Source organism: Urbifossiella limnaea (assembly GCF_007747215.1).
GTDB classification, from domain to species: domain Bacteria; phylum Planctomycetota; class Planctomycetia; order Gemmatales; family Gemmataceae; genus Urbifossiella; species Urbifossiella limnaea.
This window is the reverse complement of record NZ_CP036273.1, coordinates 6,664,961-6,688,201: the sequence shown is the minus strand read 5'-3', so window position 1 is coordinate 6,688,201 and position 23,241 is coordinate 6,664,961. Positions and strand designations below refer to the sequence as shown.

At 72.6% G+C, this 23,241-nt stretch carries 14 protein-coding genes; 7 read left to right on the top strand and 7 right to left on the bottom strand.

The genetic code is table 11. The annotated features are described in order from the left end of the window. The first annotated feature begins 71 nt into the window (after nucleotides 1-71). Nucleotides 72-992 carry a transposase family protein gene (locus ETAA1_RS27200; protein WP_145239544.1) on the top strand — a complete coding sequence of 307 codons (921 nt, stop codon included), beginning with the start codon at nucleotides 72-74 and terminating at the stop codon, nucleotides 990-992. 51 nt (nucleotides 993-1,043) lie between these two features. Here ETAA1_RS27200 and ETAA1_RS27195 read toward each other — a convergent pair whose 3' ends face one another. After that, a complete protein-coding gene (locus tag ETAA1_RS27195) occupies nucleotides 1,044-2,075 on the bottom strand; it encodes an IS630 family transposase (protein WP_145235399.1) in 1,032 nt (343 codons plus the stop codon). Nucleotides 2,076-2,895: 820 nt separating this feature from the next. Between ETAA1_RS27195 and ETAA1_RS27190 the strand changes: the two genes are divergently transcribed. Genes ETAA1_RS27190 through ETAA1_RS27180 form a run of 3 tightly spaced genes read left to right on the top strand, consistent with a single transcriptional unit; the run spans nucleotide 2,896 to nucleotide 8,746 of the window. Further along, nucleotides 2,896-4,287: a DUF1501 domain-containing protein gene (locus tag ETAA1_RS27190; protein ID WP_145243779.1), complete on the top strand. Its 1,392-nt coding sequence runs from the start codon at nucleotides 2,896-2,898 to the stop codon at nucleotides 4,285-4,287. 15 nt (nucleotides 4,288-4,302) lie between these two features. Continuing rightward, entirely contained in the window at nucleotides 4,303-7,326 is a 3,024-nt protein-coding gene (locus ETAA1_RS27185; protein ID WP_145243778.1) for a DUF1553 domain-containing protein, read from the top strand. A 13-nt stretch (nucleotides 7,327-7,339) separates the two neighbouring features. Next, on the top strand, nucleotides 7,340-8,746 hold the full coding sequence (locus tag ETAA1_RS27180; RefSeq protein WP_145243777.1) for a WD40 repeat domain-containing protein: 1,407 nt from the start codon (nucleotides 7,340-7,342) through the stop codon (nucleotides 8,744-8,746). 462 nt (nucleotides 8,747-9,208) lie between these two features. Here the strand turns inward: ETAA1_RS27180 and ETAA1_RS27175 are convergent, their stop codons facing one another. Beyond that, nucleotides 9,209-10,420 (bottom strand): DUF6807 family protein, encoded by a 1,212-nt coding sequence (locus ETAA1_RS27175; protein ID WP_145243776.1) that lies wholly within the window; start codon nucleotides 10,418-10,420, stop codon nucleotides 9,209-9,211. Between the two features lie 174 nt (nucleotides 10,421-10,594). On the opposite strand from ETAA1_RS27175, the gene ETAA1_RS27170 reads away from it, so the two are divergent. After that, nucleotides 10,595-11,584, top strand: a complete 990-nt coding sequence (locus tag ETAA1_RS27170) for a 3'-5' exoribonuclease YhaM family protein (protein ID WP_145243775.1) — start codon at nucleotides 10,595-10,597, stop codon at nucleotides 11,582-11,584. 162 nt (nucleotides 11,585-11,746) lie between these two features. On the opposite strand, the gene ETAA1_RS27165 is transcribed toward ETAA1_RS27170, so the two are convergent. Next, nucleotides 11,747-12,451: a DUF4058 family protein gene (locus tag ETAA1_RS27165; RefSeq protein ID WP_202920443.1), complete on the bottom strand. Its 705-nt coding sequence runs from the start codon at nucleotides 12,449-12,451 to the stop codon at nucleotides 11,747-11,749. A gap of 367 nt (nucleotides 12,452-12,818) precedes the next feature. Here ETAA1_RS27165 and ETAA1_RS27160 point away from each other — a divergent pair, with 367 nt between their 5' ends. Both ETAA1_RS27160 and ETAA1_RS27155 read left to right on the top strand, forming a co-directional pair. Beyond that, entirely contained in the window at nucleotides 12,819-13,310 is a 492-nt protein-coding gene (locus ETAA1_RS27160) for a TIR domain-containing protein (RefSeq protein WP_145244786.1), read from the top strand. A 10-nt stretch (nucleotides 13,311-13,320) separates the two neighbouring features. Next, entirely contained in the window at nucleotides 13,321-14,793 is a 1,473-nt protein-coding gene (locus ETAA1_RS27155) for an SIR2 family protein (RefSeq protein WP_202920441.1), read from the top strand. A gap of 791 nt (nucleotides 14,794-15,584) precedes the next feature. Here ETAA1_RS27155 and ETAA1_RS27150 read toward each other — a convergent pair. The 4 genes from ETAA1_RS27150 to ETAA1_RS27135 all read right to left on the bottom strand — a co-directional run bounded on the left by ETAA1_RS27150 (nucleotide 15,585) and on the right by ETAA1_RS27135 (nucleotide 23,240). Then, nucleotides 15,585-17,105, bottom strand: coding sequence for a serine/threonine-protein kinase (locus ETAA1_RS27150; RefSeq protein WP_145243772.1), 1,521 nt, complete (start codon nucleotides 17,103-17,105; stop codon nucleotides 15,585-15,587). A gap of 497 nt (nucleotides 17,106-17,602) precedes the next feature. Continuing rightward, the gene (locus tag ETAA1_RS27145; RefSeq protein WP_145243771.1) at nucleotides 17,603-20,008 is read right to left on the bottom strand and encodes a hypothetical protein; all 2,406 of its coding nucleotides are present in this window, start codon (nucleotides 20,006-20,008) and stop codon (nucleotides 17,603-17,605) included. Between the two features lie 213 nt (nucleotides 20,009-20,221). Further along, nucleotides 20,222-22,540, bottom strand: coding sequence for a hypothetical protein (locus ETAA1_RS27140; RefSeq protein WP_145243770.1), 2,319 nt, complete (start codon nucleotides 22,538-22,540; stop codon nucleotides 20,222-20,224). 142 nt (nucleotides 22,541-22,682) lie between these two features. Further along, nucleotides 22,683-23,240 carry a sigma-70 family RNA polymerase sigma factor gene (locus ETAA1_RS27135; RefSeq protein WP_145243769.1) on the bottom strand — a complete coding sequence of 186 codons (558 nt, stop codon included), beginning with the start codon at nucleotides 23,238-23,240 and terminating at the stop codon, nucleotides 22,683-22,685. Nucleotide 23,241 lies beyond the last annotated feature (1 nt).

The following is a 23,241-nucleotide window of genomic DNA, read 5'->3' as shown; positions in this document are numbered from 1 at the left end:
AATAGCCGGGTAAGGGGTGGGGTTCTAACCTGGCTGAGCTCACGGCTCCGACCCCACACCAACACTCGCCCATGATCGCACGTCTCGACCGCCTCCGGAAGAACCCGGCCGTCTTCCGGTCCCTCACCGGGGTCACCCCGGACGTGTTCGACGCCCTCCTCGCCGACGTCCTCCCGGCCCTGGCCGACGCCGACTTCGCCCGCCACGACCGACCCGACCGGAGCCGCGCCGTCGGCGGCGGCCGCACCACCGGGCTCGAACACCCCGACCGCATCCTGCTCGCCGTCGTCTGGCTCCGGGTGTACCCGACCTACGCCGTCCTCGGGTACCTGTTCGGGGTTTCCGAGTCGGCCGCCCGCCGCCTCGCCGGGTGGTCCGTCCCGGTCCTCGCCGCGGCCGGGAAGGACACCATGCGAATGCCCGACCCGGGCAAGCACCACCGCCGCGACCTCCCGGCCGTGCTCCGGCACACCCCCGGGCTGGCCGTCCTGGTGGACACGTTCGAGCAGCCGACGCACCGGCCGAAGCGGCGGCAGCGGGCCGACTACTCGGGGAAGAAGAAGCGGCACACGGTCAAGAGTCAGGTCGGGGTGGACGAGGAGACCGGGCGGGTCGTCCACGTCCCGCCGAGCGTGCCGGGGCCGACGGCCGACCTCAAGCTGTTGGGGCGGTCGCGGCTCCTGGGGCGGCTGCCGAAGGGGGTCGGGTTGATCGGGGACAAGGCGTACATCGGGGCGGGCGAGTTGCGGCCCGGGGTGGTGTGTACGACCCCGCGGCGGAAGCCGCGGGGGAAGCCGCGGCCGGCGGCGGACGTGCGGTACAACCGGGCGGTGTCCCGGCGCCGGATCGTGGTCGAGCACACGATCCGGCGGCTGCGGGTGTTCCAGTCGCTGACCCAGGTGAACCGGCACGGGCGGAAGAGGCACGAGGTCCGGGTGCGGGCGGTGGCCGGGCTGGTCAACCGGATGATCGACGCCCGGCCGGCGGACTGACCCGTTCTCGGGGAGGGGGACGGTCGTGACCGCCACTATTACGGCGCGCCTCTAAGCAGCCGGCCGTAGTTGTTTCCCAGGTTCTGGGCGGAGCTTTTGGGCATATGAGTTGAAGCCCTGCTCGACGGCCGCCCGCAGATCGGACCGGGTGGCGTAACTGCGGGTCGGGATCTCGTGGTGCTTGACCTGCTTGAACACGGCCTCGATCCGGTTCAACTCGGGGCTGTACGCCGGCAGGTAGTACAGGTAGACCCCCGACTTCGCCAGCTCGGGCCGGGCGGCCTTGACCACCTTGCTGGTGTGGATCGGGGCGTTGTCCAGAACCACCACCCGGGGTCGCCCGACCGCGGGCCTCCCCCGCAGGTAGGCCACGAGGTCGTCCGACGTGAGCGTCCGCTCGAACGGCACGGCATCCAAGCGGGGGGCCGGGCCGAGCGGCTCGTAGGTGGCCAGGACGTTGACCCGCCGACCTTGGGGGTACTCGTACCGGACCCGCTTCCGCTGGCCCGGCAGGCACCACGAGTACCCACCGGGCAGCGACGGGGCGAACCCGCACTGGTCGAGATAGTCCAGGACCAGCCGGCCCTCCCGGGCCTTCCGTTGCAGGCCGCCCAGGACGGCCGCCGCCCGGGCGACCTTGGGCCGGTTCTGCTTGTGCTCCAGGGTCGAGGCCGTCCGCCGGTACCCGGCCCGCAGTCGGGCGAGGTACCGACGGACCTGACGGGCACGGAGCCGGATCCCGTTGGGGCGGAGGGCGTCGGCCAGTTGGGCCGCCGTCCACGTCCGGTCCTGGCCGAGCAGGTCGGTCAGCCGGGCGGCCACCTGATCCCGGCGGGCGTAGTTGGGGGCCGGCCCGGGCTTGCCGGGGTAGAGGGCCGGCACCCCCCGGGCGTTGAACCCGTGGATCACGGCCCGGGCGGTCTGCGGGTCACACCCGAGGTGCCGGGCGATCCGGGGCGGGGACCACCCGGCGTCGGACAGCAGGACCATCTCCAGCCGATCCCGTACCCGGGGCGGGAGGGGGTCCCGCCGGAGAGCCTGCAACTCGGACTGCGTCGCAACGGTGAGGTGAACGCGGATCATGAAACATGGTACGCAATCGGGGCCAACTGCTTAGTGGGTAAAGCCGTACTACCAGTAAAAGTCCGCCCATTCTTACTAATTGCCCTAGACCGCGCAGTTGCCCGCGCCGCACTCCGGCTGAATTCGTCGCGGTGACTCGTTCAGGCGCTCCCAGGTAGGGGATCAGAGCAGCAATGCCCGCGGCTCCCAACGGGCTGCTACCGGTTTGATGGACGAGCGAGCACGAGGCCGGGTCGTAATGCCTCGACGGCCGGCGGAGGTGGCACGACCTGCTGGTGAAGGCAGGGGTGCGACTGGCGGTGTCGGGGCCCAACGCGCGAGCCGGTGTGGCCGCCGCGGGAGACGGGCCGGCCGTACGGCCAGTGGACCGCCGCCGGCCGGCCGCCACGCCGCGGCCGCAACCCGGTGATGGCGACTGCCTGCTGGGATGAAGCCGGGCGTGACGGTCGGGGCCGCCGACGAGTTCAACGACACCGCGAACGGGAGCACGGTGCGGGTGTTCGGGCCGACCGCGCCGCCCCGCCACGAGCCCGGCGTCGACCCCGACACGCCGCCGGATCGGGTTCACGGCCTCGACGCCCGCCCGACCCGCGTCAGGCCGGCGCGGCCGGGCCACGAGGCGCGAGCCGGCGTCGTGGGGTCTTGCGGCGGGTTCTTCCCCTCGCGTTCCGGGACCCCCTCGGACCGCACGCCGGGGCGCCGGCACGCGGGGCGTCAATCCCGCGCGCGGCCGGTATCCGGGACGCCGCCGCGCTGGCATAATAGCACCACCTCCCGCCCGCCACCGCCCGTCCGCCGCCTCCGCCCGGGACCACCCGCCATGCCGCCGCCCGCCCCCCGCCGCGCGTCCCGCCGGAGCTTCCTCGCGCTCGGGGCCGTCGGCCTGTCGTCACTCCCGGCGCTGCGCGGCCTCGCGGCGCCCGGGCGGCGGCCGCGGGCGACGAGCGTGCTCGTCCTGTTCGAGCAGGGCGGGGTGTCACACGTGGACACGTTCGACCCGAAGCCCGACGCCCCGGCCGAGCACCGCTCGCCGTTCCGCGCCATCAACACGAACGTCCCCGGCGTGCGGTTCACCGAGCTCCTCACCCGCACCGCCGCCCACGCCGACAAGCTCGCCGTCGTCCGCTGCATGACCCAGCCGAAGCCGGGGATCGGGAACAGCCACCCGAAGGGGTCGCAGTACGTGTTCAGCGGCGAGCCGCCGGGCGGGGCGGAGGAGATGCCGGACATCGGCTCGGTCGTGTCGCGGCGGCTCGGCACGGCCGCCCGGCACCTCCCGCCGTACGTCATGGTGCCCGGCACGAGCGAGCAGCAGGACAACACCCGGGTCGGGTTCCTCGCCGCGGCGCACCAGGTGTTCAAGACCGGCGGCCGGCCGCACGAGCCGGGGTGGGCGGTGCCGAACCTGTCGCTCGCCGGCGTGGCCCCCGGCCGGTTCAAGGACCGCACCGACCTCCTCGGCAGCCTCGACGTGGGCATCCCCGGCGCGGCCGACGCCCGGGACGCCAAGACGATCGCCGGCCTCCGCGACCAGGCCGGGGACATGCTCACCAACCCGAACACCCGGCGCGCCTTCGACCTCGCCGCCGAGCCGCTGCGGGTCCGCGAGGCGTACGGCCTCGGCCACCGCGGGCAGTGCTACCTCCTCGGCCGGAAGCTGATCGAGAGCGGCGTGCGGTTCGTCACCATCGACTGCCGCGAGCCGCCGAGCGCGGCGTACCCCGGCGGCGGGAACATGAACTGGGACCACCACGACCACATCTACTCGGAGAAGGACACGAGCATCCGCGGCGGCGGCGCCGGGGCCGGGCGGTGGGGCATTCAGACGTGGCCGATGATGGGGAGCACCGACCGGGCCTTCGCCGCGCTCCTCGCCGACATGCACGACCGCGGGCTACTGGCCGAGACGCTCGTCTGCTTCGTCACCGAGTTCGGCCGCACGCCCCGGATCAACGACCGCAAGGGCCGCGACCACTGGACGCACGCCTTCAGTTTCGCGTTCGCCGGGGCCGGGGTGCCGGGCGGGCGGGTGATCGGCGAGACCGACCGCGAGGGCGGGTACGTCGTCACCCCGCGGGCGCACCCGGTCGAGGACTACGCCGCGACGGTGTACGAAAAGCTCGGCATCGACCGGTCGCAGCCGCTGTACACGCCAGGCGGCCGGCCGACCTACCCCGGGCACGCCGGCGAGCCGATCCCCGAACTGTTCTGACCCGACGGACGCCACATGCTCCCGCTCGTGCTGCTGCTCGCCCCCGCCCAGCCGGCCGACGCCCCGGTGCGGGTCGAGGTCCACCCGCCGGCCGTGGCGCTCGCGTCGAGGCGCGCGACGGTCCAGCTCGTCGTCACCGGCTTCACCGCCGACGGCCGCACCCGCGACCTGACCGCGGAGGCGGAATTCGCACCCGCCGCCGACGTGGTCGAGGTGCGCGACGCGGTGGTGCGGCCGAAGCGGAACGGCGCCGCCGACCTCGTCGTGACCGCCGCCGGGCGCACGATCCGGGTGCCGGTCACGGTGACGAACCAGGACGCGCCGGACCCGGTCCGGTTCCGCACCGAGGTGCTGGCGGCGCTCACCCGGCAGGGGTGCAGCAGCGGGTCGTGCCACGGGTCGCCGCAGGGGAAGGGCGGGTTCGCCCTGTCGCTGTTCGGGTACGACCCGGCGATCGACGCCGAGAGCCTCGTCCGCGGCGGGCTCGGACGGCGGCTCGACCCGTTCCGCCCCGGCGACAGCCTGCTGCTCAAGAAGCCGCTGATGCGCCTGCCGCACGTCGGCGGGAAGCGCCTCACGCCGGCCGACGCCGCCTACGCGGTGCTGCGGACGTGGATCGCCGAGGGGGCGAAGACCGACGACGAGGCGGCGCCGGCGTGTACCGGCATCGCCGTCTTCCCCGGCCCGGCCCGCGTCCTCACCGCCCCGCACCTGACGCAGCAGCTGAGCGTCCGCGCCACATTCGCTGACGGCGCCGTCCGCGACGTGACCGCCCTCGCCACCTACGACGCCTCGCACCCGGACGTGGCCGCCGCCGACGCCCGCGGTCGCGTCACCGGGGGCAAGCGCGGCCAGGGGGCGGTGTCGGTCCGCTACCTGAATCACATGGAGTCCGTTCACGTCACCGTGGTCGAGGCCGTACCCGGCTTCCGCTGGCCCGACCCGCCCGTCGCGAACCTCGTGGACGAACTCGTGTACGGCAAGCTGCGGCAGCTCCAGGTGTCGCCGTCGGACGTGTGCGACGACGCCACCTTCCTCCGCCGCGTCCACCTCGACCTGTCCGGACTGCTGCCCACTGCCGCCGCGGCCCGCGTGTTCCTCGCCGACCCGGCGCCGGACAAACGGGCGAAGGTGATCGACGCGCTGCTGGCGTCCGAGGAGTTCCCGCGCTACTGGGCGCAGCGCTCGGCGGACCTGATGCGGGTGACCGCGAAGGGGCTGCCCGACGGCCGGGCCGAGCGGTTCGCCGCGTTCCTGGCCGACGGCTACCGGAAGAACACGCCGTTCAACGAGGTGGCGACCGCGATCCTGACCGCGACCGGGAGCGGGGCCGACGTGCCGGCCGCGAACTACTTCCTCGCCGTGCCGACGCCGGAGGACCTGACCGAGACCACGGCGCAGCTGTTCATGGGCTCGCGGATCAACTGCGCGAAGTGCCACAACCACCCGTTCGAGAACTGGACGCAGGACGACTACTACCGCATCTCGGCGGTGTTCTCGCGGGTCAAGAAGGACGGCGACGCGGTCGTGCTGGCGGGGGCCGGCGAGGTGTCGCACCCGACCAGCGGGAAGGTGCTGGCGCCGTTCGCGGGCGCGGCCGGCGACGACCCCGCGGCCGACCGCCGCGCCGCGTTCGCCCGCTGGCTCACCGCGCCCGGCAACCCGTTCTTCGCGCGCGTCGAGGTGAACCGCATCTGGGCCGCGCTCCTCGGCCGCGGGATCGTTCACCCGGTGGACGACTTCCGCTCGTCGAACCCGCCGGCGAACCCGGAGTTGCTCGACGGGCTGGCGGCGGCGTTCGTGAAGTCCGGCTTCGACCGCAAGCATGTCATCCGCCTCGTGTGCAACAGCCACACGTACCAGCGCGCCGCGGCGACGGTCCCGCTCAACGCCGCCGACGACGTGCTTTTCTCGCACGCCCGCGTCCGCCGCCTTACTGCCGAGCAGCTGCAAGACGCGGTCGGGCAAGTGACCGGCGCGCTCCGACCCGCGGGCGACATCCCCGCCGAGTTGGCGAAGCGTGAGGGCGAACTCGCGGCGGCGATCGACCGGCTCAAGGCGGACCTGCCGAAGTGGGAGGCCGGCGCGCGGACGAAGGTGGCCGCGCTGCCGTGGTGGGCCGGGGTATGGCACAGCGCCGGGCCGCTCGCCGCGGGTGCGGCCGTGGACCCGGCCGACCCGTTCGCCGGCACGCGCTGGACCAAGCGGGCCGACCACGCCGACGCCAGGGCGTTCGACTTCGGGAAGGGCGCCGGCACGTTCTACCTCACGCGCACGGTCTTCACCCGCGCCGCCGGCACGGCCGAGGTCGTACTCGACCGGAGGCGGTTCGAGTTCACCCTGTGGGCCGACGGGACGCTCGCGTTCGACAGCACCCGCGACAAGGCGCTCGCGGCCGGGCCGACGTGGAAGGTGCCGCTGGCGCTCGACGCCGGCGAGCACCGGTTGGTGCTGAAGGTCGCCAAGCCGGCCGGGGCGATGCCGCTGAAGCTGACCATCACCCCGCCGGGCGGCAAGGCGCCGCCCCCCGCCGGGCTGTCGGCCGAGGCGGTGGAGCTGCTCGCCCGCCCGGGGCCGCGGACGCCGGAGCAGACGGCCGCGCTGGTCGCGGCGCGGGCCGACGGCGACGGAGCCGTCCGCGGGCTGCGCGATCAGCTGCGCCGCCTCGTCGACCGCACCGAGTACGCGACACAGCGGGCGCTCCCCGAGCAGTCCGAATTCCTGCGGGCGTTCGGCCAGCCGAAGCGCGAGAGCCCGTGCGCCTGCGAGCGGGCCGACGAGCCGACCGTCGACCAGGCGCTGCAGATGCTCAACGGCGGCGCCGTCGCCCAGCGCGTCGCCGCCGCGGCGCGCTACGCCCCGCTGTCCGACGACCGCCTCGCCGACGAACTCTATCTCGCCGCCTTCGCCCGCTTCCCGACCGCCGCCGAGAAGGCGAAGGTGGTCGGCTACCTGGCGCGCCCCGGGGACCGCGCCGAGGCCGTCCGCGACCTGGCGTGGGCGGTGGTGAACACCCGCGAGTTCCTGCTCCAGCACTGACCCCGGACCGGCCATGACCCGCCTCGCCGCCCTCGCGCTGCTCGCGGCCGCCTCCCCGGCGGTCGCCGCCGACCCGAGCTTCAAGGCCGACGTGGCCCCGCTGCTCGCGGCCCGGTGCGTCAGCTGCCACAGCGGCCCGAAGGCGCAGGGCGGGTACAAGCTCGCGACGTGGGCTGACCTGACCGTCGCCGGCAGGTCGGGCGAGCCGCCGGTCGTGCCGGGTAAGGCGGACGAGTCGGAGTTGCTCCTTCGCCTGACGGACGCCGACCCGAAGCGGCGGATGCCGCCGGACGACGAGCCGCTGAGCCCGGCGCAGGTCGCCGCCGTCCGCCGCTGGGTCGCCGCCGGTGCGACGTTCGACGGCCCCGACCCGGCCGCGGCGATCCGCTCCTACCTCCCGCCCCGCTCGCACCCCGCGGCCCCGGAGCGCTACCCGGCGCCGGCCCCGGTGTACGCGCTCGCCTTCTCGCCTGACGGCCGCGAGGTCGCCGTCGGGGGCGTGAACGAGGTGACCGTCTGGGAGCCGGCGACCGGCAAGCTGCTCCGCCGCCTCCCCGGCCTGCCGGACCGCGTCCAGGCGCTCGCGTATTCGGCCGACGGCGCGCGGCTGCTGGTCGGGGGCGGGACGCCGGGCGAGTACGGCGAGGCGGCGCTCGTCGATCCGACGAAGCCGGCCGCCCGCAAGGTGCTCGGCGTGTTCGAGGACGTGGTGCTGGCCGTCGCCTTCTCGGCCGACGGCAAGACGGCCGTCGCCGGCGGCGCCGACCGGACCGCGCGGGCGTTCGCGGTCGCCGACGGCCGGGAGCGCTGGCGGGCCGCGTTCCACTCCGACTGGGTAACGGCCGCGGCGGTGAGCCCGGACGGCCGGTTCGTGGCCACCGCGAGCAAGGACCGGACGGTGAAGGTGCTCGACGCTGCGACCGGCAAGCTGTTCACGACGTACAACGGCCACCGCCGGCAGTACGGCCCGCACACCGGGCAGTTCGAGGTGTACGGGGTCGGCTTCGACCCGGCCGGCGTGGCGTACTCGGCCGGCGGCGGGGCGGCGGTGCGGGCGTGGGAGCCGGTGAAGGCGCAGGACGAGAACGGCAGCGCGGCCGACATGGAGGAGCGGTTCGCGAAGGCCGGCCACACCCGCTACCTGCCGTTCGCCGCCGCCCGCCCCGTGTTCGCCCTCGCCGTCGCCGGCGGGCAGGTGTTCACCGCCGCCGGCGACGGGAAGGTCCGGCAGCACGACCCGGCCTCGGCCCGGCTCGTCCGCGAGTACGCCGGCCCGGCCGACTGGCTGTACGCGGTCGCCGCCGACCGCACCGGCGCCCGCGTCGCCGCCGCCGGGTTCGACGGCACCGTGTGGGTGTGGGACACGGCGGGCGGCGGCCCGGTGACGAGGTTCCGGGCCGCCCCGGGGCTCCCGCGGTAGCCCCGGGTCCCACGGGTCGGGAGCGCGCGGAGTCGGCTACACGCCCGGGGTCGTCGGTGAAGTGGATCGCCGGCCGGAGGCCGCACCGGCTGCGACCCGACCGTGAGCCCGGCCGGCCCGACTCCCGTACGGCGGACGCCGCCCGGCCGGGCCCGGCCCCCTGGTCGGGCGGGTCGGTGCGGCGGCACACGAGCCGGTGCGCGGCCGGTTCCGCGGTCGTCAGCCCGCCAATCCGACAGTACTCGTCCCGGGCGGCGACACGTTACTCGGGCGACGGCTCCGCGTCGGCCGTCAACCGGTGAAAAGCCTCCGGAGGGAGTACGTGTGCGACAGCGTTCCCGGCCTCGTCGGCCAGGAACGAAGGACCGGTGAGATGCCGCAGGCGGGCCGAGAGGTCGGCCGCGATCACTACTTTGTCCATCGGTTGATTTTCCTCAACTGCGTTCTACCACGGGCCGCGGGTCACTTCACCGCCACCGGCGCCCGGAACGCGGCGGCGATCGCGGCGGCCTCGGCCGCCGTCATCTCGCCCTCCTGCGCCCACACCCGGTAGCGCACCCGCAGCGGCTTCTGCGGCGTGATCTCGTACTCGAAGTAGTCGCCGAACCGGCCGTAGTCGCGCTCGCTGCCGCGCGCCTCGCCGGGGTTGTCCGGGTGGCCGACGCGCAGCACCGTGTACCGCTTCCCGCCGACCACGAAGCTGCACGCGTCCCACGGCAGGTTGATCGTCTTCGGGTCCTTCCCCTTCGGGTCCCAGTTCCGCGTCGCGCCGAGTTCCCCCTTCCCGTCCGGCCGCAGGTAGTAGGTCTGCTTCGCGTTCTTGAGCGCGACCTCCATGTTCGCCCGGAAGTGGAAGCCGGCGTGCTGCGGGTCGCCGTCGAGCTTCACGCTCGGCAGCTCCGTGCGGACAACGCTGGCGAAGTCGATCAGGGTGCCGCCCTTGGTGGCGTAGGCCGTCACCTCGCGCTCCTCGGTGGCGAACGCGGCGCCGTCCGGGCCGTTCCAGGTGATCGCGGCCCGGTGCCGGCCGAGCACCTCGCCGCCGACCATCTCCGTCATCTCACGCGCCTCGGCGAACACCTTGTTGGTGCCGTGCCACACGTCGGCCGTCTTCTTGTCGCCGTAGTTGATCTTGTTCCACGCGAAGAACAGCCCGCGGTGGTGCGGGAAGGTGCCGTCCTTCGGGTCCTTCGCCGAGCCGTTGGTGAGCAGCACCTTGCCGGTCGGGTCGAAGACGTGGTGGAACGGCTTGAACGTGTAGTAGTGGTCCTTCTCGTCGTGCCGCGGGGCGAAGAACTGCAGCACCGAGCGGCCGTCGAAGGCGACGTTCGTGAGCCCGGCCTGCTGCGCGAACTGGAACTGCGGCGGCGCCTTGACGTAGTTGAGCATCGTCGGCAGCACCGCGACCTCCGCGCCGGCCTTCATCTGCGGCAGGACGAAGACGAGGCGCGAGCCCTTCCCCTTGTCGGCGAGGGCGGGCGGCACGACCTGCGCGGGGACGTGGGTGCCGTCGGGGAGGGTGACGGCGTTCGGGGCGACGGACGTGGTCGCCGGCAGGGGCGTGGACACGACCACCTGCGCGGCGTCGGCCGGGCCGCCGACGACGGTGAGCCGCTGGGCGTGCGCTGGCGCCGCGGCGAGCAGCACGAGGAGGGGAGCGACGAGGCGCGTCATGGGGAGGCTTCCGGGGGGTGTGGTCCGCCGCCGGACGGCGGGGTGGCGCGGGGGCCGCCGGCGGCGTGCGTCCGCGGCTTCACCCGGCGGTGGACAAGGTATCGGTTGCCCCGACGCCGGGAAGCCCGCCGGCTCCCGCTTCCGCGGCCCCCGCCGGCGCGGTACGCTTCCCACATGCCCAAGCCGCTCGCCAAGCTGTCCGCGCTCGAGCCCGGCCAGCACGCCGACTTCTTCGCCCAACTCGCCGAGAAGACGCCGCGCACCACCCGCGACGGCAAGCCGTTCTACGTCGTCCGCCTCCGCGACCCGCGCCGCAGCGTCGGCGTCACCGTGTGGGCCGACAGCCCGCACTTCGAGGAGTGCAAGCAGCACTGGCAGCCGGGCATGTTTTTCAAGGTGCGCGGCCGGTACGTCGAGGACGAGAAGTACGGCCCGAAGGTCGAGGTCGAGCAGATCCGCCCCGTCACCGACCGCGACCGGGCCGACGGGTTCGCCGAGGCCGACTTCGCCGACCCGGCGCCCGCCGACGGCCCCTTCGCCGAGCTGACGGCCCTCGCCGCCGAGCTGGCCGACGAACCGCTCCGCACGCTCGTGCAAAAGATCCTCGCGGCGCACGCCGACCGGCTGAAGGTGCTGCCCGGCTCGGCGCGGACCTACTACCCCTTCGCCGGCGGCTGGGCCGTCCACACGCGGAACGTGGCCCGGCACGCGCTCTGGCTCGCCGACCGCTACGCCGAGCTGTTCCCCGACGTGATGCTCAACCGCGACCTGGTCCTCGCCGGCGCCCTCCTCCACGACGTCGGCCGCGTCGCCGAGCTCGACCCGACCTCGCCCGTGCCGCGGCCCGGCGTCGACGGCGAGCTGTTCGGCCACCTGCTGCTCGGCGTGGAGCTGGTGCGCGAGGCGGCGCGCGACGTGCCGGACCTGAACCCCGAGCTATTGCGGCTGCTGGGGCACGTCATCTATTCGCACCTGAAGACGCCGGAGTGGGGCTCGCCGAAGCTGCCGGCGATCCCGGAGGTGCTGATCGTCCACCACGCCGACGACCTGGACGCGAAGTTCGAGATGTACGCCCGGTGCCTGTCGGCGGGCGGCGGCGACGGCGCGTTCACAGCCCGCGACCCCGTCCTCGGCCGCCCGCTGCTGAAGGGCCGGACGGTGTAGCGCGGCGGGTCGTTCGGGCGATCCTCATTGTGTGTACGGCTCCCCCCCGGGGGGTCAGGGCACGCATTGAGTCAAATACACAAAAATATGTGACATCGACCCGGCGGCGCGTGGACGGGCGCGAGTCGTTGCCGCGCCAGACTTTACGGCCAGTGACACGGCTCAGCCAAGGTACACACGCCGCGCCGCCTCGTGGTACGTCGCCTCCAGATCGATTACGACTTGCGTGTCCTCGTCGAGCGCGAGTGGCAACTCCGGCAGCCGCCCGCCGGCTTCCAGCGGCCGCCGCCAGACGGCAACCGACGTGCCCATCACGTCTCCGTTCGGGACGGCGGCGCCGATCCGAAAGCTGACCGCGAACGGCGGCGGGGTCGGAGCTTCCCCGAGGCCGAGGTCGTCCGAAATGGCGTCGGCGAACGAGAAGCCGGCCGGCTGGCTGAACACGTCCACCAGCATGAGGTGAACGCCCTGTCGCAGGTAACTGAGGTAACGACGGGCGTAGCGGGCCTTGGAGTCCAGCCGGTCCTTGTTCCGCGGCGACACCAGCTCGACGGCCGCGATGAGCTGTCCGTGCCAATCGACGTGGAGGGCGCGCTGGGCGTCGGGCGTGAACGCGGCGACGGTTTCGTGGTCCGGCGCGATGGCGAGGGCGGTGGCGCTCGTGGGCTCCGTCGCCGGGCCGCGCCAGCCGCGGACGGTGACGTCCGGCTTGCCGTTATTAGATTCGAGGGTGAGGGTCGGCACCGACCCGACGTAGGCGCGGAACCCGGCCGGCAGCCGCGGCTGAATCCAGTCGAGAAGTTGCGCGAGCCAGAGGAGGTGGACGCCGTCCCACCCGCGCTCGTCCCGCCAGTCGTGCAGTGGCATCGCCGGCCCCCCTGTGGGGGAATTATCGCCGCCACCGCCGGCGCCAGCAAGTCCTCCGAGGGCCGTCGGCGTCCAGGTCCGGGAAGTCAGCCTGAAGAATGGGCGATAGCATGGGTCAGGCCATTCCGCGGGCGCGGCCCCAGGTCCGCCAGTGGTCGGCCGCGGTTGGCCGGCGGAACGGGGTCGGCGCCGGTCACATCCCGCAGCGTGGCGAACCACGGCGCAGCCGCGTCTGTGAAGTCCGCCAGGATGAGCGACACTACCTCCGGCCGCGAGATCGCCATCTTGCGGCCAGGAGTACGGTCTGCTACCATACATACTGACGATCGCATTGGACGAGGAGTTCATCCTGCTATTGGAGAGTGTGATGGCTAGGCGAGCGTTTTATAGCTTTCACTACCAACCCGATAATTTCCGCGCTGCTCAAGTAAGGAACATGGGCGTCATTGAGGCGAACTCGCCTGCGAGTGACAACGACTGGGAAGCCGTAAAGAAGGGTGGCGACAAGGCGATCCAAAAGTGGATCGATGATCAACTGTTCGGAAAGTCCGTCGCGATCGTCTTGATCGGATCAGGGACTGCAGGGCGGAAGTGGATCGAATACGAGATCAAGGCAGCGTGGGATGCCAAGAAGGGCATTCTGGGCATCTTCGTCCACAACTTAAAAGATTCGCACGGAAATCAGGCTTACCAAGGGTCCAATCCGTTCGACGGATTCACGGTTGGCGGGACGAAGATGTCTTCCATCGTCAAGGCGTACGCGCCTCCGTACTCTGACAGCAAACTGGCTTACGGCTACATCAAGGACAATCTTGCTGCCTGGATCGAGAATGCTATCGCAATTCGTGCAAAATACTGATCAGGCGCTCATGGCTACTACTCAGCTAGAGAGTTTTTACAAGCACTTCGTCAAGGCGATGCATGAAGGCAATGCGGCCATTTTCGCAGGGGCAGGACTCTCTAAGGCAAGTGGCTTCGTAGACTGGAAGGGATTGCTGAAGGAGATCGCGGATGACCTCAACCTAAACATTGACCAGGAAACCGATCTAATAGCAGTTGCTCAATATCATCATAATAAACAGATGAACCGAGCCAAGCTGGACAGGCTCATTGTCGAAGCATTCACGAAGGATACGGCTCTCTCAGATAACCACAGGTTACTGGCAAATCTTCCACTCGATACAGTTTGGACCACGAACTACGACAAGCTAATCGAGCAAGCGTTCACGGAAGCTCACCGCCGAGTTGACGTGAAGAAAACGCCGGAAAACCTCCAGCATCCGCTCCCAGAGCGGAACGTTACCATCTACAAGATGCATGGCGACGTTGATTCTCCCCAGGATGCGGTTTTGACGAGGGAGGACTACGAGACTTACGACCTGCACCGCGAATTGTTCTCTATCAAACTTAAAGGCGACTTGATCGGGAAGACATTTCTGTTCGTTGGATTCAGCTTCACGGATCCCAACATTGAGTATATTCTGAGCCGCATCCGAGGCCTACGCGGCAAAGACAAGGGAGAGCACTACTGCGTAATGCGGTGGCCAGAGAAACCGGCCAGAACAGAATTCCGGCAAGTAAGGGGCTATCAGGCAGCCAAGGCTCGTTACGAGTATGACCGAACGAAGTTAGAGTTGCGGATCGCTGACCTCAAGCGATACGGAATCGACGCCATAATGGTCGACGAATACTCTGACCTGACCAAAATTCTTGCGGAGTTGAATCGGCGCGTGCATTTGCGAGACATCTTTTTTTCCGGTAGTACTCACACGTATGAGCCGCTTGGTGAGCCACGACTTGACGACCTCTGCCGCCGTCTCGCGAGGAAGTTGATTGACTCTGGTCTCAATATAGTTTCTGGCGTAGGCATCGGCCTCGGAGGTAAGGTCATAGTGGGTGCTATGGAGGCACTCTATGCGAAGCACTACTACGACGCCACCAGCCGCCTATTCCTTCGTCCATTCCCAGAACAGCCACCCGCAGGCATGGCGCTGAAGGATTTTTGGACTAGGTACCGCAAAGAGATGATTGCGAGAGCTGGCATTTGTATCTTCGTGTCCGGCAACAAGCTGGACGCATCCACCGGCGAAGTCGTGGAGGCCGACGGCGTGGTTGAAGAATTTGAAATCGGCAGCCACTTCGGAAAGTATCTGATCCCAATCGGTGCGACCGGGCACGCTGCTAGAAAATTATGGCAAAGAGTGTCGAGCGACTTGGACCGGTATTTCCCTGAAGGTGGTGTGAAAGGTCATTTTAAAGTCTTGGGCAAGGAGACGAGTACATGCGAGGAACTTGTCGATGCCGTAAGTGGCATTTTAAAGCAGGTTAAGGCAGTCTCGTAGCTATGCTGAGGTTTTTGCTTCGCCTCTTCCCCGTCCGCCGCGGCTTGTCTTCCGCCAAGGTCGGTAGTCCGTCTTCGCCGACCTCGCGTCGCGCTCGCCGGGCGGCTCACCCTAACCACAGCCATTGGACTCTCGCCGCCGAGAGTTCGCGCCGCGGCTTGCGGCCGCCGCCGCGACCCGGCAGGCCCGCCATGTCGCCCCGCTTCTCCCACCCCGCGCCCAGCCGCTGCGGCGCCCTCCAGGGCCGGCGCCGTCGGCCTCCTCGGGCTCGGCACCGCTGAACTCCAGCGCCTTTGCGCGGCCGGCAGCGGCCGCCACCCGGCCCGCGCCGTCATCGACGGCTTCCCCCACCCAACTTCCGCTGTGACCCCGGAGACGGAAGGCCGGCCGGACTTGACGGTCAACGAGGTGCTGCTCGCGTTCCCCCGGCACGCCGGTGCTCACTCCGTCCGCCCGGACGGCACCAGGACGCAGGAGGTGGTCGAGTACCGGCTCGTCGCACGATACGTCCGCGAGCTCACCGGCCACCCTCTCCACGACGACGCGGTTGTCGAAGCGGAAGTACGCGAGCGTCCGCCGGTAATAGATCTCCCGGGTCGTGCGGCGGGCCGTGCGGGCCGCGGCGATCGCTTGCTCGAGGAGCTTCGTGCCTGGGGTCGCGGCCGCCCATCGCACGCCGGGACCGGCCCAGGCGCAACAGCGCTTCACCTCTCGCGTCGGCCTCCGCGGCGGACCGGGCGACGGCACGGTCGAGGAGGACGGCGGCCTCGTCCCGCTGGCCGCGCCCGCCGTCACGACTGCCGCGCGAGCCGCCGGAGGCGGCGGCCGACGACCACGAGGGCGGCGGCCCACGTCACCCCGCAGACCAGCGGCGCGTACCGCGGGGCGGCCGCCATGACGAACCCGGCCGCCAGGAACGCCACCCCGAGTGCGTAGCACCCGCCCCACAGAATCGACCCGAGGGCGAAGAACATCAGGGCCGTCAGCATCGCGATCGGCGGGTACACGCTCACCTCGGCCAGCGGCTCGAACCCGAGCACCCCGAGGCGGAGGCTGACGGCCGCCGCCAGGCAGCACGCGATGTACCCGCCGCCGACGGACCAGAGCTGCCGCTCGGCCGCGGTGGCCGGCCGGAACCGCCACCCGCGGAACCACCCGAGCACGGCGGCGAACCCGACCACCTTCGCCCCCTGACACGGGCTGATCACCCACGGGGCGACCAGCCCCAGGACGGCAGCCTGGATGACCAGGTCGAACCCCAGCACGACGGCGGCGAACCAGAACATGGCGGCCGAGTACGCGGCGAATTCGGTGTCCTTCAGGCTCCGTCCGAGCAGCCCGGCCACCCGGCTCAGCAGCCCCGACGACGGGGCCAGGACCGGTTCGCCGTCGAGGTAGCGCCGCAGGTCGGCGGCGAGCGCCCCGGCCGTGGGGTACCGGTCGTGTGGTTGCTTCCGCAGGCACCGCAGGCAGACGGCCTCCAGGTCGCCCGGGACCTCGGGCGCGTGCTCCCGCACCGGCGGCGGCTCGTCCTCGGCGACCCGAACGAGCAGGCGGACCGCGTCCTCGTCCCGGAACGGCACGCGGCCGGTGAGGCACTCGTAGAGGATCACCCCGAGGGCGTACACGTCGGCCGCGGGGCCGGCGAACTTGGCCCGCCCGGCGGCCTGCTCGGGGGCCATGTAGGACGGCGTCCCCATGACCGCCCCGGTCCGGGTCAGGTCGTCCCGGCCGCCGCGCTTGGCCAGGCCGAAGTCGACCACCTTGGGCTCGCCCGCCGCGTCGAGGAGGACGTTCCCGGGTTTCAGGTCGCGGTGGACGATGCCGAGGTCGTGGGCGGCCTGCACCCCGTGGGCCAGTTTCTCGACGATCCCCGCGGCGACCCGCGGGGGGAGCCGGCCGGCCCCGCGGATCGCCCCGCCGAGGGTGCCGCCGTCCAGGTACTCCATCGCGAAGAAGGGGCGCCCCCCCGCCTCCCCGTACTCGAACACCTGGACGACGTGGGGGTGGCGGACGGCCGCGACGACCTCGGCCTCGGCGAGGAACCGGGCGACCTCACCGGGGCCGGCGTGGTCGCCGGCGAGGACCATCTTGAGGGCGACGACGCGGTTCAGCCCGGCCTGGCGGGCGCGGTAGACAACGCCCATCCCGCCGCGGCCGATCTCCCCGAGGATCTCGTACCCCGGCACCGACTGCTCGCCGAACGCCACCGGACGGTGTGAGCCCCCTGCGGGGGTCGTCGGGTCGTCCGGGCAGCCCAGGGGCGGTGGCGCCGGCACGGTGGGGTCGGGTTCGGACTCGGGGTCGGGCATGTGTGTATCAGCCTCCCGTGGCGCCCGAGGGGCCGCTACCACCGATTACCACGAAAGCCCGTCCACGACCACGATTTCTTGCGATTTCACGCGCCAGAGTCCGCCCGCGGCCGAGGCCGGGGGGGGGTCGATGAAGGCTGCTTCATGGTTGTTGGTGCGGTGAGCCGGGCGCAGCGGGCGCGGCCACCCACTCGACCCGTGCGGGCGCCGGACCGAGTACCACCATTGTGGCTGGTGCGTGTGCCGCTGCCGGTGCCCCCCACGAGCCGGCAGTCGCGGCCACAACAGATCACCCGAGCCGCGTAGCCTGGGTCGTGGCGGAGGGGACCGGCGCGACCTCCCGGCACCGGGCGGCCACCGCCGGCCGGACGCGGGAGCGCGGCGGGGGGCTGGTGCTCACCAGCAGGTCGGCGCGGGACACGACCGGGCTCGCAGATTTCACGCGATCCGTTGTGACCCGACCGGTCCGCCCCCGCCGGCCCCGGAGCGGCCCCGCGTCAGGGCATGGCGACTTCGCCGGTGCCGACCTCGGTGCGCGGGCCGAAGACGAACCTGCCCGGGATCGTCTTCCGCAGGCCGGCAACCGGCGGGCCGGTCAGCCCGGCCCACTTCGCCCGCTGGTCGGCCGTCAGCACCGCCAGCATCCGCTCGTCGGCCGCGTCCCGGAGCCGGAACGCCAGCGCCTGGTCGGGCGTGTCGGCGCTGTGCGTGGTCACCAGCCGTTGGAGCCGTACCGCCTCGCCCGCGACCGCCGCCAGCCGGGCTTTCTGGTCGTCGGTCAGCGCCAGCTCGGCCGCGTCCGGGGCCGTCAGCGCCGCGACAAGATCGGCCGCGGCGGCGATCTGGCGGCTGATCTGCGGCAGCCGCTTGGTCTGCGCCGGGGTCAGGAACGTGGCCAGCGACTTCTCGAACGCGGCGCCGGCGTCGGCGAGCGCCGTCTCACGAGCCGACAGGTTCGTGCCGGCGCCGAACCCGGGCCGCGAAGCGGCCACCACGGCCTGATACGTCTTGCGGGCCTCGGCCAGCGCCGTCGTCTGCTCCGGGGTCAGCGCCAGTTCCCGTTCCACCGGTCCCCCGGGTTGGGCCAGGGCGATCACCAGCCGCGACGGGCGGGGCCGCGCCGCCTGCGCCGCCCGAGCCGCGCCGAACGGCTCGCCCATCAGCTTCGCCAGCGTCTCCTTCTGCGGGGCGGTGAGCACCTCGGCCGCGTCGGTGCCGGCGATGAGTGCCGTCCGCTGGTCGGCGGTGAGGCCGACCGCCTCGGCCGCCCCCGGGTACGACACGGCCGACGGGAGCATCGACGCCCCCTTCGTGATCGCGTTCCTCTCCCGGGCCTGCATCATGATCTCGCGGAACCGCTTCCCCTGCGCCGGTGTCAGCAACTTGCCGAGTTCCGCCTCGACGAGCGCCGACCGCTCGGCCATCGTCTTCGCGAAGCCCTCCGCACCGGCCCCCACCCACGGGGGCGTGGCCTTCGTCTGCACCGCCGCCGCGGCCTCCTCGGCCTTCTTGACCTGCTCCGGCGTCAGTTTCAACTCGGCCTGCACGGCCGCGTCGAGGGCCAGCCGGTTCAGCTCGGTGGTGTACCGCCCGAACGCCGCGGCCCGGATCGTCCCGAGGTCCGCCGTCTTGGCGCCTGTCGCGCCGGAGGTACGGTCGCGCGTGCTGCCGGTGAACGGGGCGCCGAAGGCGTCCTTTACCGTCGCCGCCTGGGCGGTCGTCAGCACGGCTTCCGCCTTCGCGCGGCGGGCGGCGGCGAGGTCGGCCAGCCGCTTCTCGGCGGCGGCCGGCTCGCCGGACAGGAGCGCCTTCGCCGCGTCGGCCCGGAACGCCGCCCACACGCCGTCCAGCGCCGCCACCTGTTCCGGCGTGATGCCGAACTCGCGGACGGACTCCGCCGCCTTGTACAACTCTTCGACGTGCGTGCCGGACGCCTGAAGGCCGCGGCCCGGCTGGGTCTGCCGGTCGATCTGCTTCAGCCGGGCGGCCTGCGTCGGGGTGAGGGTCGCGGCCAGCAGTTTCTCGGTCTCCGCGGCCAGCCCGGTGGCGGCGGCCGCGTAGTCCTTCAAGCTGAGCGTCGAGAACCGCTCGCGCTGAAGCTTCGTCCACCGCTCGGCGGTCTCCGCCACGGCCTTCCCCTGCTCGTCGGTCACGCCCACGTCGGCCCGCACGTCCTTCGCCGCCAGGAGTGCGAGCGCCCGCGGCGAGCTCGGGATGGCGGCCACCCGCGGGTCGGTCTTCGCGGTCCAGCCGGCCGCGAGGACCGGCCCCATGAACTCCGTCGCCGCCTTCTGCTGGTCGGCGGTGAGGGGAAGGGCGCCGAACCCGCCGGCCGGGACGGCCGGTTCATCCCGGCCCAGAAACAGCGGGGGCTGAAAGCCGGAGGCGCCGCCAAACCCGGGGGCCGGCGCGGCGAGCGTCTTCTTCTGCTCGTCGGTGAGGCGGATCGCGTCGGCCAGCTCGGGGTAAGTCGCGACGGCGGAGGCAGTGAACCGGATCGATTTCGTGGCCGGCACGCCGCGACCCGGCGGGGGGCTGAATCCGGTCAGCAGCACCCGCTGGGCGCCGAGCTGGGCGGCCCGCTTGTACTGGGCCGGGGAGAGCGTCGCCTTCAAGGCCGCGTCCGTGGCCGCGATTCGGGCGGCGGTCGCCTCGGCCGTCGGGGCGGCGGTGTACGTCTCGTCCCACCCGGCCTGTCGGCGGGCGACGAGCGTCTTCAGCTGTTCGGGCGTGAGCTTCAGGTCGGCGACGACGGCCGGGTCGTCGATCCCGAGCAGCACGAGCACCGCGAGCGGGGTGGGGGCGGGGGCACGCCGTACTCCGCTCGGCTGGGAGCGGGCGGCTTCGGCCGCGAGCAGGGCGAGGCCCGCGGCGAGGGCGAGGGCGGGGCGGACGCGGGGCATGGGCCAACCTCCGGCTGTGGGTGTGGCCGCGCGACGGGCGCGGCCGGGGGTGGGCTCGGGTCGTCCGAGCCCCGGTTCTCAAGCAAACTCCGACACGTCTCGGGTCCGGCCCTCCGGGCCGGTCACGTTGGCTCCGACGCGCGGCACGACCGCCGCGTCGGCCGGCGCGGGCGTCCCGTGACCACTGCCCCGCCGGCCCCGCAGCGACCCCGCTCAGGGGAGGACGACGGGGCCGCCCCCGAACCCGACGCCGCCGCCGAACCCGTCCAGGCCGAAGGGGACGGTGAGTGACTTCCGGAGCCCGGCGACCGGCGGGCCGGTGAGCTCGGCCCACCGCGCCCGCTGGGCGTCCGTCAGCACCGCCAGCATCCGCTCGTCGGCCGCGTCCCGGAGGCGGTAGGCGAGCCGCCGGTCCGGGGTGTCCGCCCCGGGGTGCGACGCCAGCAGCCGCTGGAGCGACGCCGCCTCGGCCGCCAGCGCCGCCAGCCGCGCCCGCTGGTCGGCCGACAGGTCGAGATCGGTGAGTGCGCCGGCGAGGTTGGCCGCGGCGGCCGTTTGGAGCTCGACCTGGGCCAGCCGCGTCTTCTGCGCCGGGGACAGCACCGCCTGCACCGCCGTGTCGAACGCCGCCGCCGCGCCGGTCATCTGCTTCATCGCCGACTCGATGTCGCCGGGGGTGCCCGGGCGGCTTCGGGCCACCGCGTCCTGGAACGCCGCCCGGGCCGCGTCCACGGCCTTGCGCTGGTCCGGCGCGAGCTTCAGTTCGGCCTCGCCCGGCCCGCCCGTGGCGAAGATGACCGGGAAGGACCGCGGGAGCGTGATGGGGGAAGTACCGAACGCGGGCCGCGCGGCGGCGGCGAACGGCTCCCCGAGCCGCTTCGCCAGCGCCGCCTTCTGGGCGGCGGTCAGCACCGCGGCCGGGTCGGTGCCGGCGACGAGCTTCGCCCGCTGGTCGGCCGTCAGCCCGACCGCCTCCGCCGCCCCGGGGTACGTCACCGCCGACCGCATGACCGAACTCGTCTCGCCCGGCAACAGCCCCGGCGGCCCGGCCTCCCGGGACTGCATCATGATCTCGTGGAACCGCTTCGCCTGGGCCGGGGTCAGGATCGTCTTCAGCCCGGCGGCGGTCGTCTCCGACCGGTCGGCGTAGGACTTGGCGAGCGCGGCCGGGTCGCCGCCGAACGGCAGCCGCACCTTCAGCACCTCCGCCTGGAGCGCCAGCGCCTGCTTCACCTGCTCGTCGGTCAGCTTCAGCTCGGCCCGGATCGCCGGGTCGCGGGCGAGCCGGGCGGCCTCCCCCGCGTACTTCCCGAACGTCGCGGCGCGGAGGTCCTGCAGCTGCGTGCCGACGGAACCCCGGTCGGCGGTGGTACGGCCGGTAAACGGGGCGCCGAACGCGGCCTTCACCCGCTCCGCCTGGGTCGGGGTCAGCACCGCCTCGGCCTTCGCCCGGCGGGCAGCGACGAGTTCGACCAGCCGCTTCTCGGCGGCGGCGGTCGGCTCGCCCGCCAGTAGCGCCTTCTCGACCGCGGCGCGGAACTCGGCCCACGCCGCGTCGAGCGCCTTCGCCTGGGACGGCGTGATGTCGAACTCCTTCGCTGCGGCCGGGTCGGTGTAGAACCGCTCGACGTGGCCGCCGGCGGGCCGGGTCTGCCGGTCGATCTGCCGGACCCGGGCGAGCTGGGCCGGGGTGAGGAACGCGGCCAGTTCCTTCTCGGTGTCGGCGGCGAGCGCGGCGGCGGCGGCCGCGTAGTCCTTCGTGGTGAGCGTCGAGACCCAGTCGGCCCGGAGCTTCGTCCACCGGCCCGACAGCGCGGCCGCCGCCTTCGCCTGGTCGTCGGACACGCCGGCGTCGGCCCGCACGTCCTTCGCCGCCAGCAGTTCGAGCGCCTGCGGCTGTTTCGGGATGGCGGCCACCCGCGGGTCGGTCTTCGCCGCCCACTGCGGGAGGATCGGGCCGAGGAACGCGGTCGCCGCCCGCATCTGCTCCGGCGTGGGGGTGATCGCGGCGAACCCGGGGCTCCCCCCGCCCGCCGGTGCGTCCGCGAGCTGCTTCTTCTGCTCGGCGGTCAGCCGGTACGCGTCGGCCAGTTCCGGGTAGCGCTGGAGCATCTGAGCGGTCAGCCGCGGGAGGACGCCCCCGGACAGGACCATCCCGCCGTCCGGCCGACCACCGACGGGGAAGACTACCCGCTGCGCCCCGATCTGGGTGGCCCGCGCGTACTGCGCCGGGGTGAGGGTCGCCTTCAGCGCCGCGTCCGCCGCCGCGGTCCGGGCGGCGGTCGCCTCGGCCGTCGGGGTGGCGGAGTACGCCTCGTCCCACCTGGCCTGCCGGCGAGCGACTAGCGTCTTCAGTTGTTCGGGCGTGAGCTTCAGGTCGGCGACGACGGCCGGGTCGTCGATCCCGGGCAGCACGAGCACCGCGAGCGGAGTGGGGACGAGGGCGGCCGGGCGGGCCGCCGGCAGCTGGGCGAGGGCGAGGCCGGCGGCCAGCAGGGCGAACCCCGCGGCGGCGAAACGGGGGCGAAACACGGGCAACCTCCGGAGGGAAGGGACGGCCGCGCGGCGGGCGCGGCCGCGGGTCACGCGAACACGACGATCCGGTCGATACCATGCGGCGGCGGACGGCGGGCCGGGGCGGCCTCCGTGGGAGCTCGAGTCCGGTCGTCGTGGGTCAGTCCACCAGCCCCCGCAGTTCGGCGCGGAGGCGCTTCAGTACGCGGCTCTTGGCGAGGATCACGGCGTTCAGCGACAGCCCCGTCGCGGCCGCCGCCTCGGCCGCCGGGCGGCCGTCGATCGCCTGCAGCACGAACGCCCGCCACGTCGCCGCGGCGAAGTCGTGCTCCACCGCCCGCAGCGCCCGGCCGACCACGAACTGGTCGTGCTCGCGGTCCCACAGGCGCGACAGCGCGGTGTCGTCACACGCGAGCGCGTCCAGGTCCACGGCCGGGGCGGCGTCGCGGCGGGCGCGGAAGTACGTCCGCGCCCGGTTCGCCACGACCCGCCGCAGCCACCCGCGGAACGACCCCGGCCCGCGGTGCTCGAACCCGTTCACCTCGCGCACCACCACCACGAGCGCCTCCTGGGCCAGGTCGTCGCGGTCGGCCGGCGGCACCCCGGCCCGGGCGAGCCAGCCGGCGAACAGCGGGCCGTAGTCACCGACCAGCCGCCGCCAGTCGGCGTCGGACGGGGCGGCGGTCAGGCGGCCGAGCCACGGGAGAGACGTTTCCATG

Excerpts from the sequence above, each read along its gene's own strand:
- ETAA1_RS27195 (WP_145235399.1), bottom strand. The coding sequence starts at position 2,075 with ATGATCCGCGTTCACCTCACCGTTGCGACGCAGTCCGAGTTGCAGGCT.
- ETAA1_RS27185 (WP_145243778.1), top strand. The coding sequence starts at position 4,303 with ATGCTCCCGCTCGTGCTGCTGCTCGCCCCCGCCCAGCCGGCCGACGCC.
- ETAA1_RS27165 (WP_202920443.1), bottom strand. The coding sequence starts at position 12,451 with ATGCCACTGCACGACTGGCGGGACGAGCGCGGGTGGGACGGCGTCCAC.
- ETAA1_RS27145 (WP_145243771.1), bottom strand. The coding sequence starts at position 20,008 with ATGCCCCGCGTCCGCCCCGCCCTCGCCCTCGCCGCGGGCCTCGCCCTG.
- ETAA1_RS27170 (WP_145243775.1), top strand. The coding sequence starts at position 10,595 with ATGCCCAAGCCGCTCGCCAAGCTGTCCGCGCTCGAGCCCGGCCAGCAC.
- ETAA1_RS27175 (WP_145243776.1), bottom strand. The coding sequence starts at position 10,420 with ATGACGCGCCTCGTCGCTCCCCTCCTCGTGCTGCTCGCCGCGGCGCCA.
- ETAA1_RS27155 (WP_202920441.1), top strand. The coding sequence starts at position 13,321 with ATGGCTACTACTCAGCTAGAGAGTTTTTACAAGCACTTCGTCAAGGCG.
- ETAA1_RS27190 (WP_145243779.1), top strand. The coding sequence starts at position 2,896 with ATGCCGCCGCCCGCCCCCCGCCGCGCGTCCCGCCGGAGCTTCCTCGCG.
- ETAA1_RS27135 (WP_145243769.1), bottom strand. The coding sequence starts at position 23,240 with ATGGAAACGTCTCTCCCGTGGCTCGGCCGCCTGACCGCCGCCCCGTCC.
- ETAA1_RS27150 (WP_145243772.1), bottom strand. The coding sequence starts at position 17,105 with ATGCCCGACCCCGAGTCCGAACCCGACCCCACCGTGCCGGCGCCACCG.
- ETAA1_RS27160 (WP_145244786.1), top strand. The coding sequence starts at position 12,819 with ATGGCTAGGCGAGCGTTTTATAGCTTTCACTACCAACCCGATAATTTC.
- ETAA1_RS27200 (WP_145239544.1), top strand. The coding sequence starts at position 72 with ATGATCGCACGTCTCGACCGCCTCCGGAAGAACCCGGCCGTCTTCCGG.
- ETAA1_RS27180 (WP_145243777.1), top strand. The coding sequence starts at position 7,340 with ATGACCCGCCTCGCCGCCCTCGCGCTGCTCGCGGCCGCCTCCCCGGCG.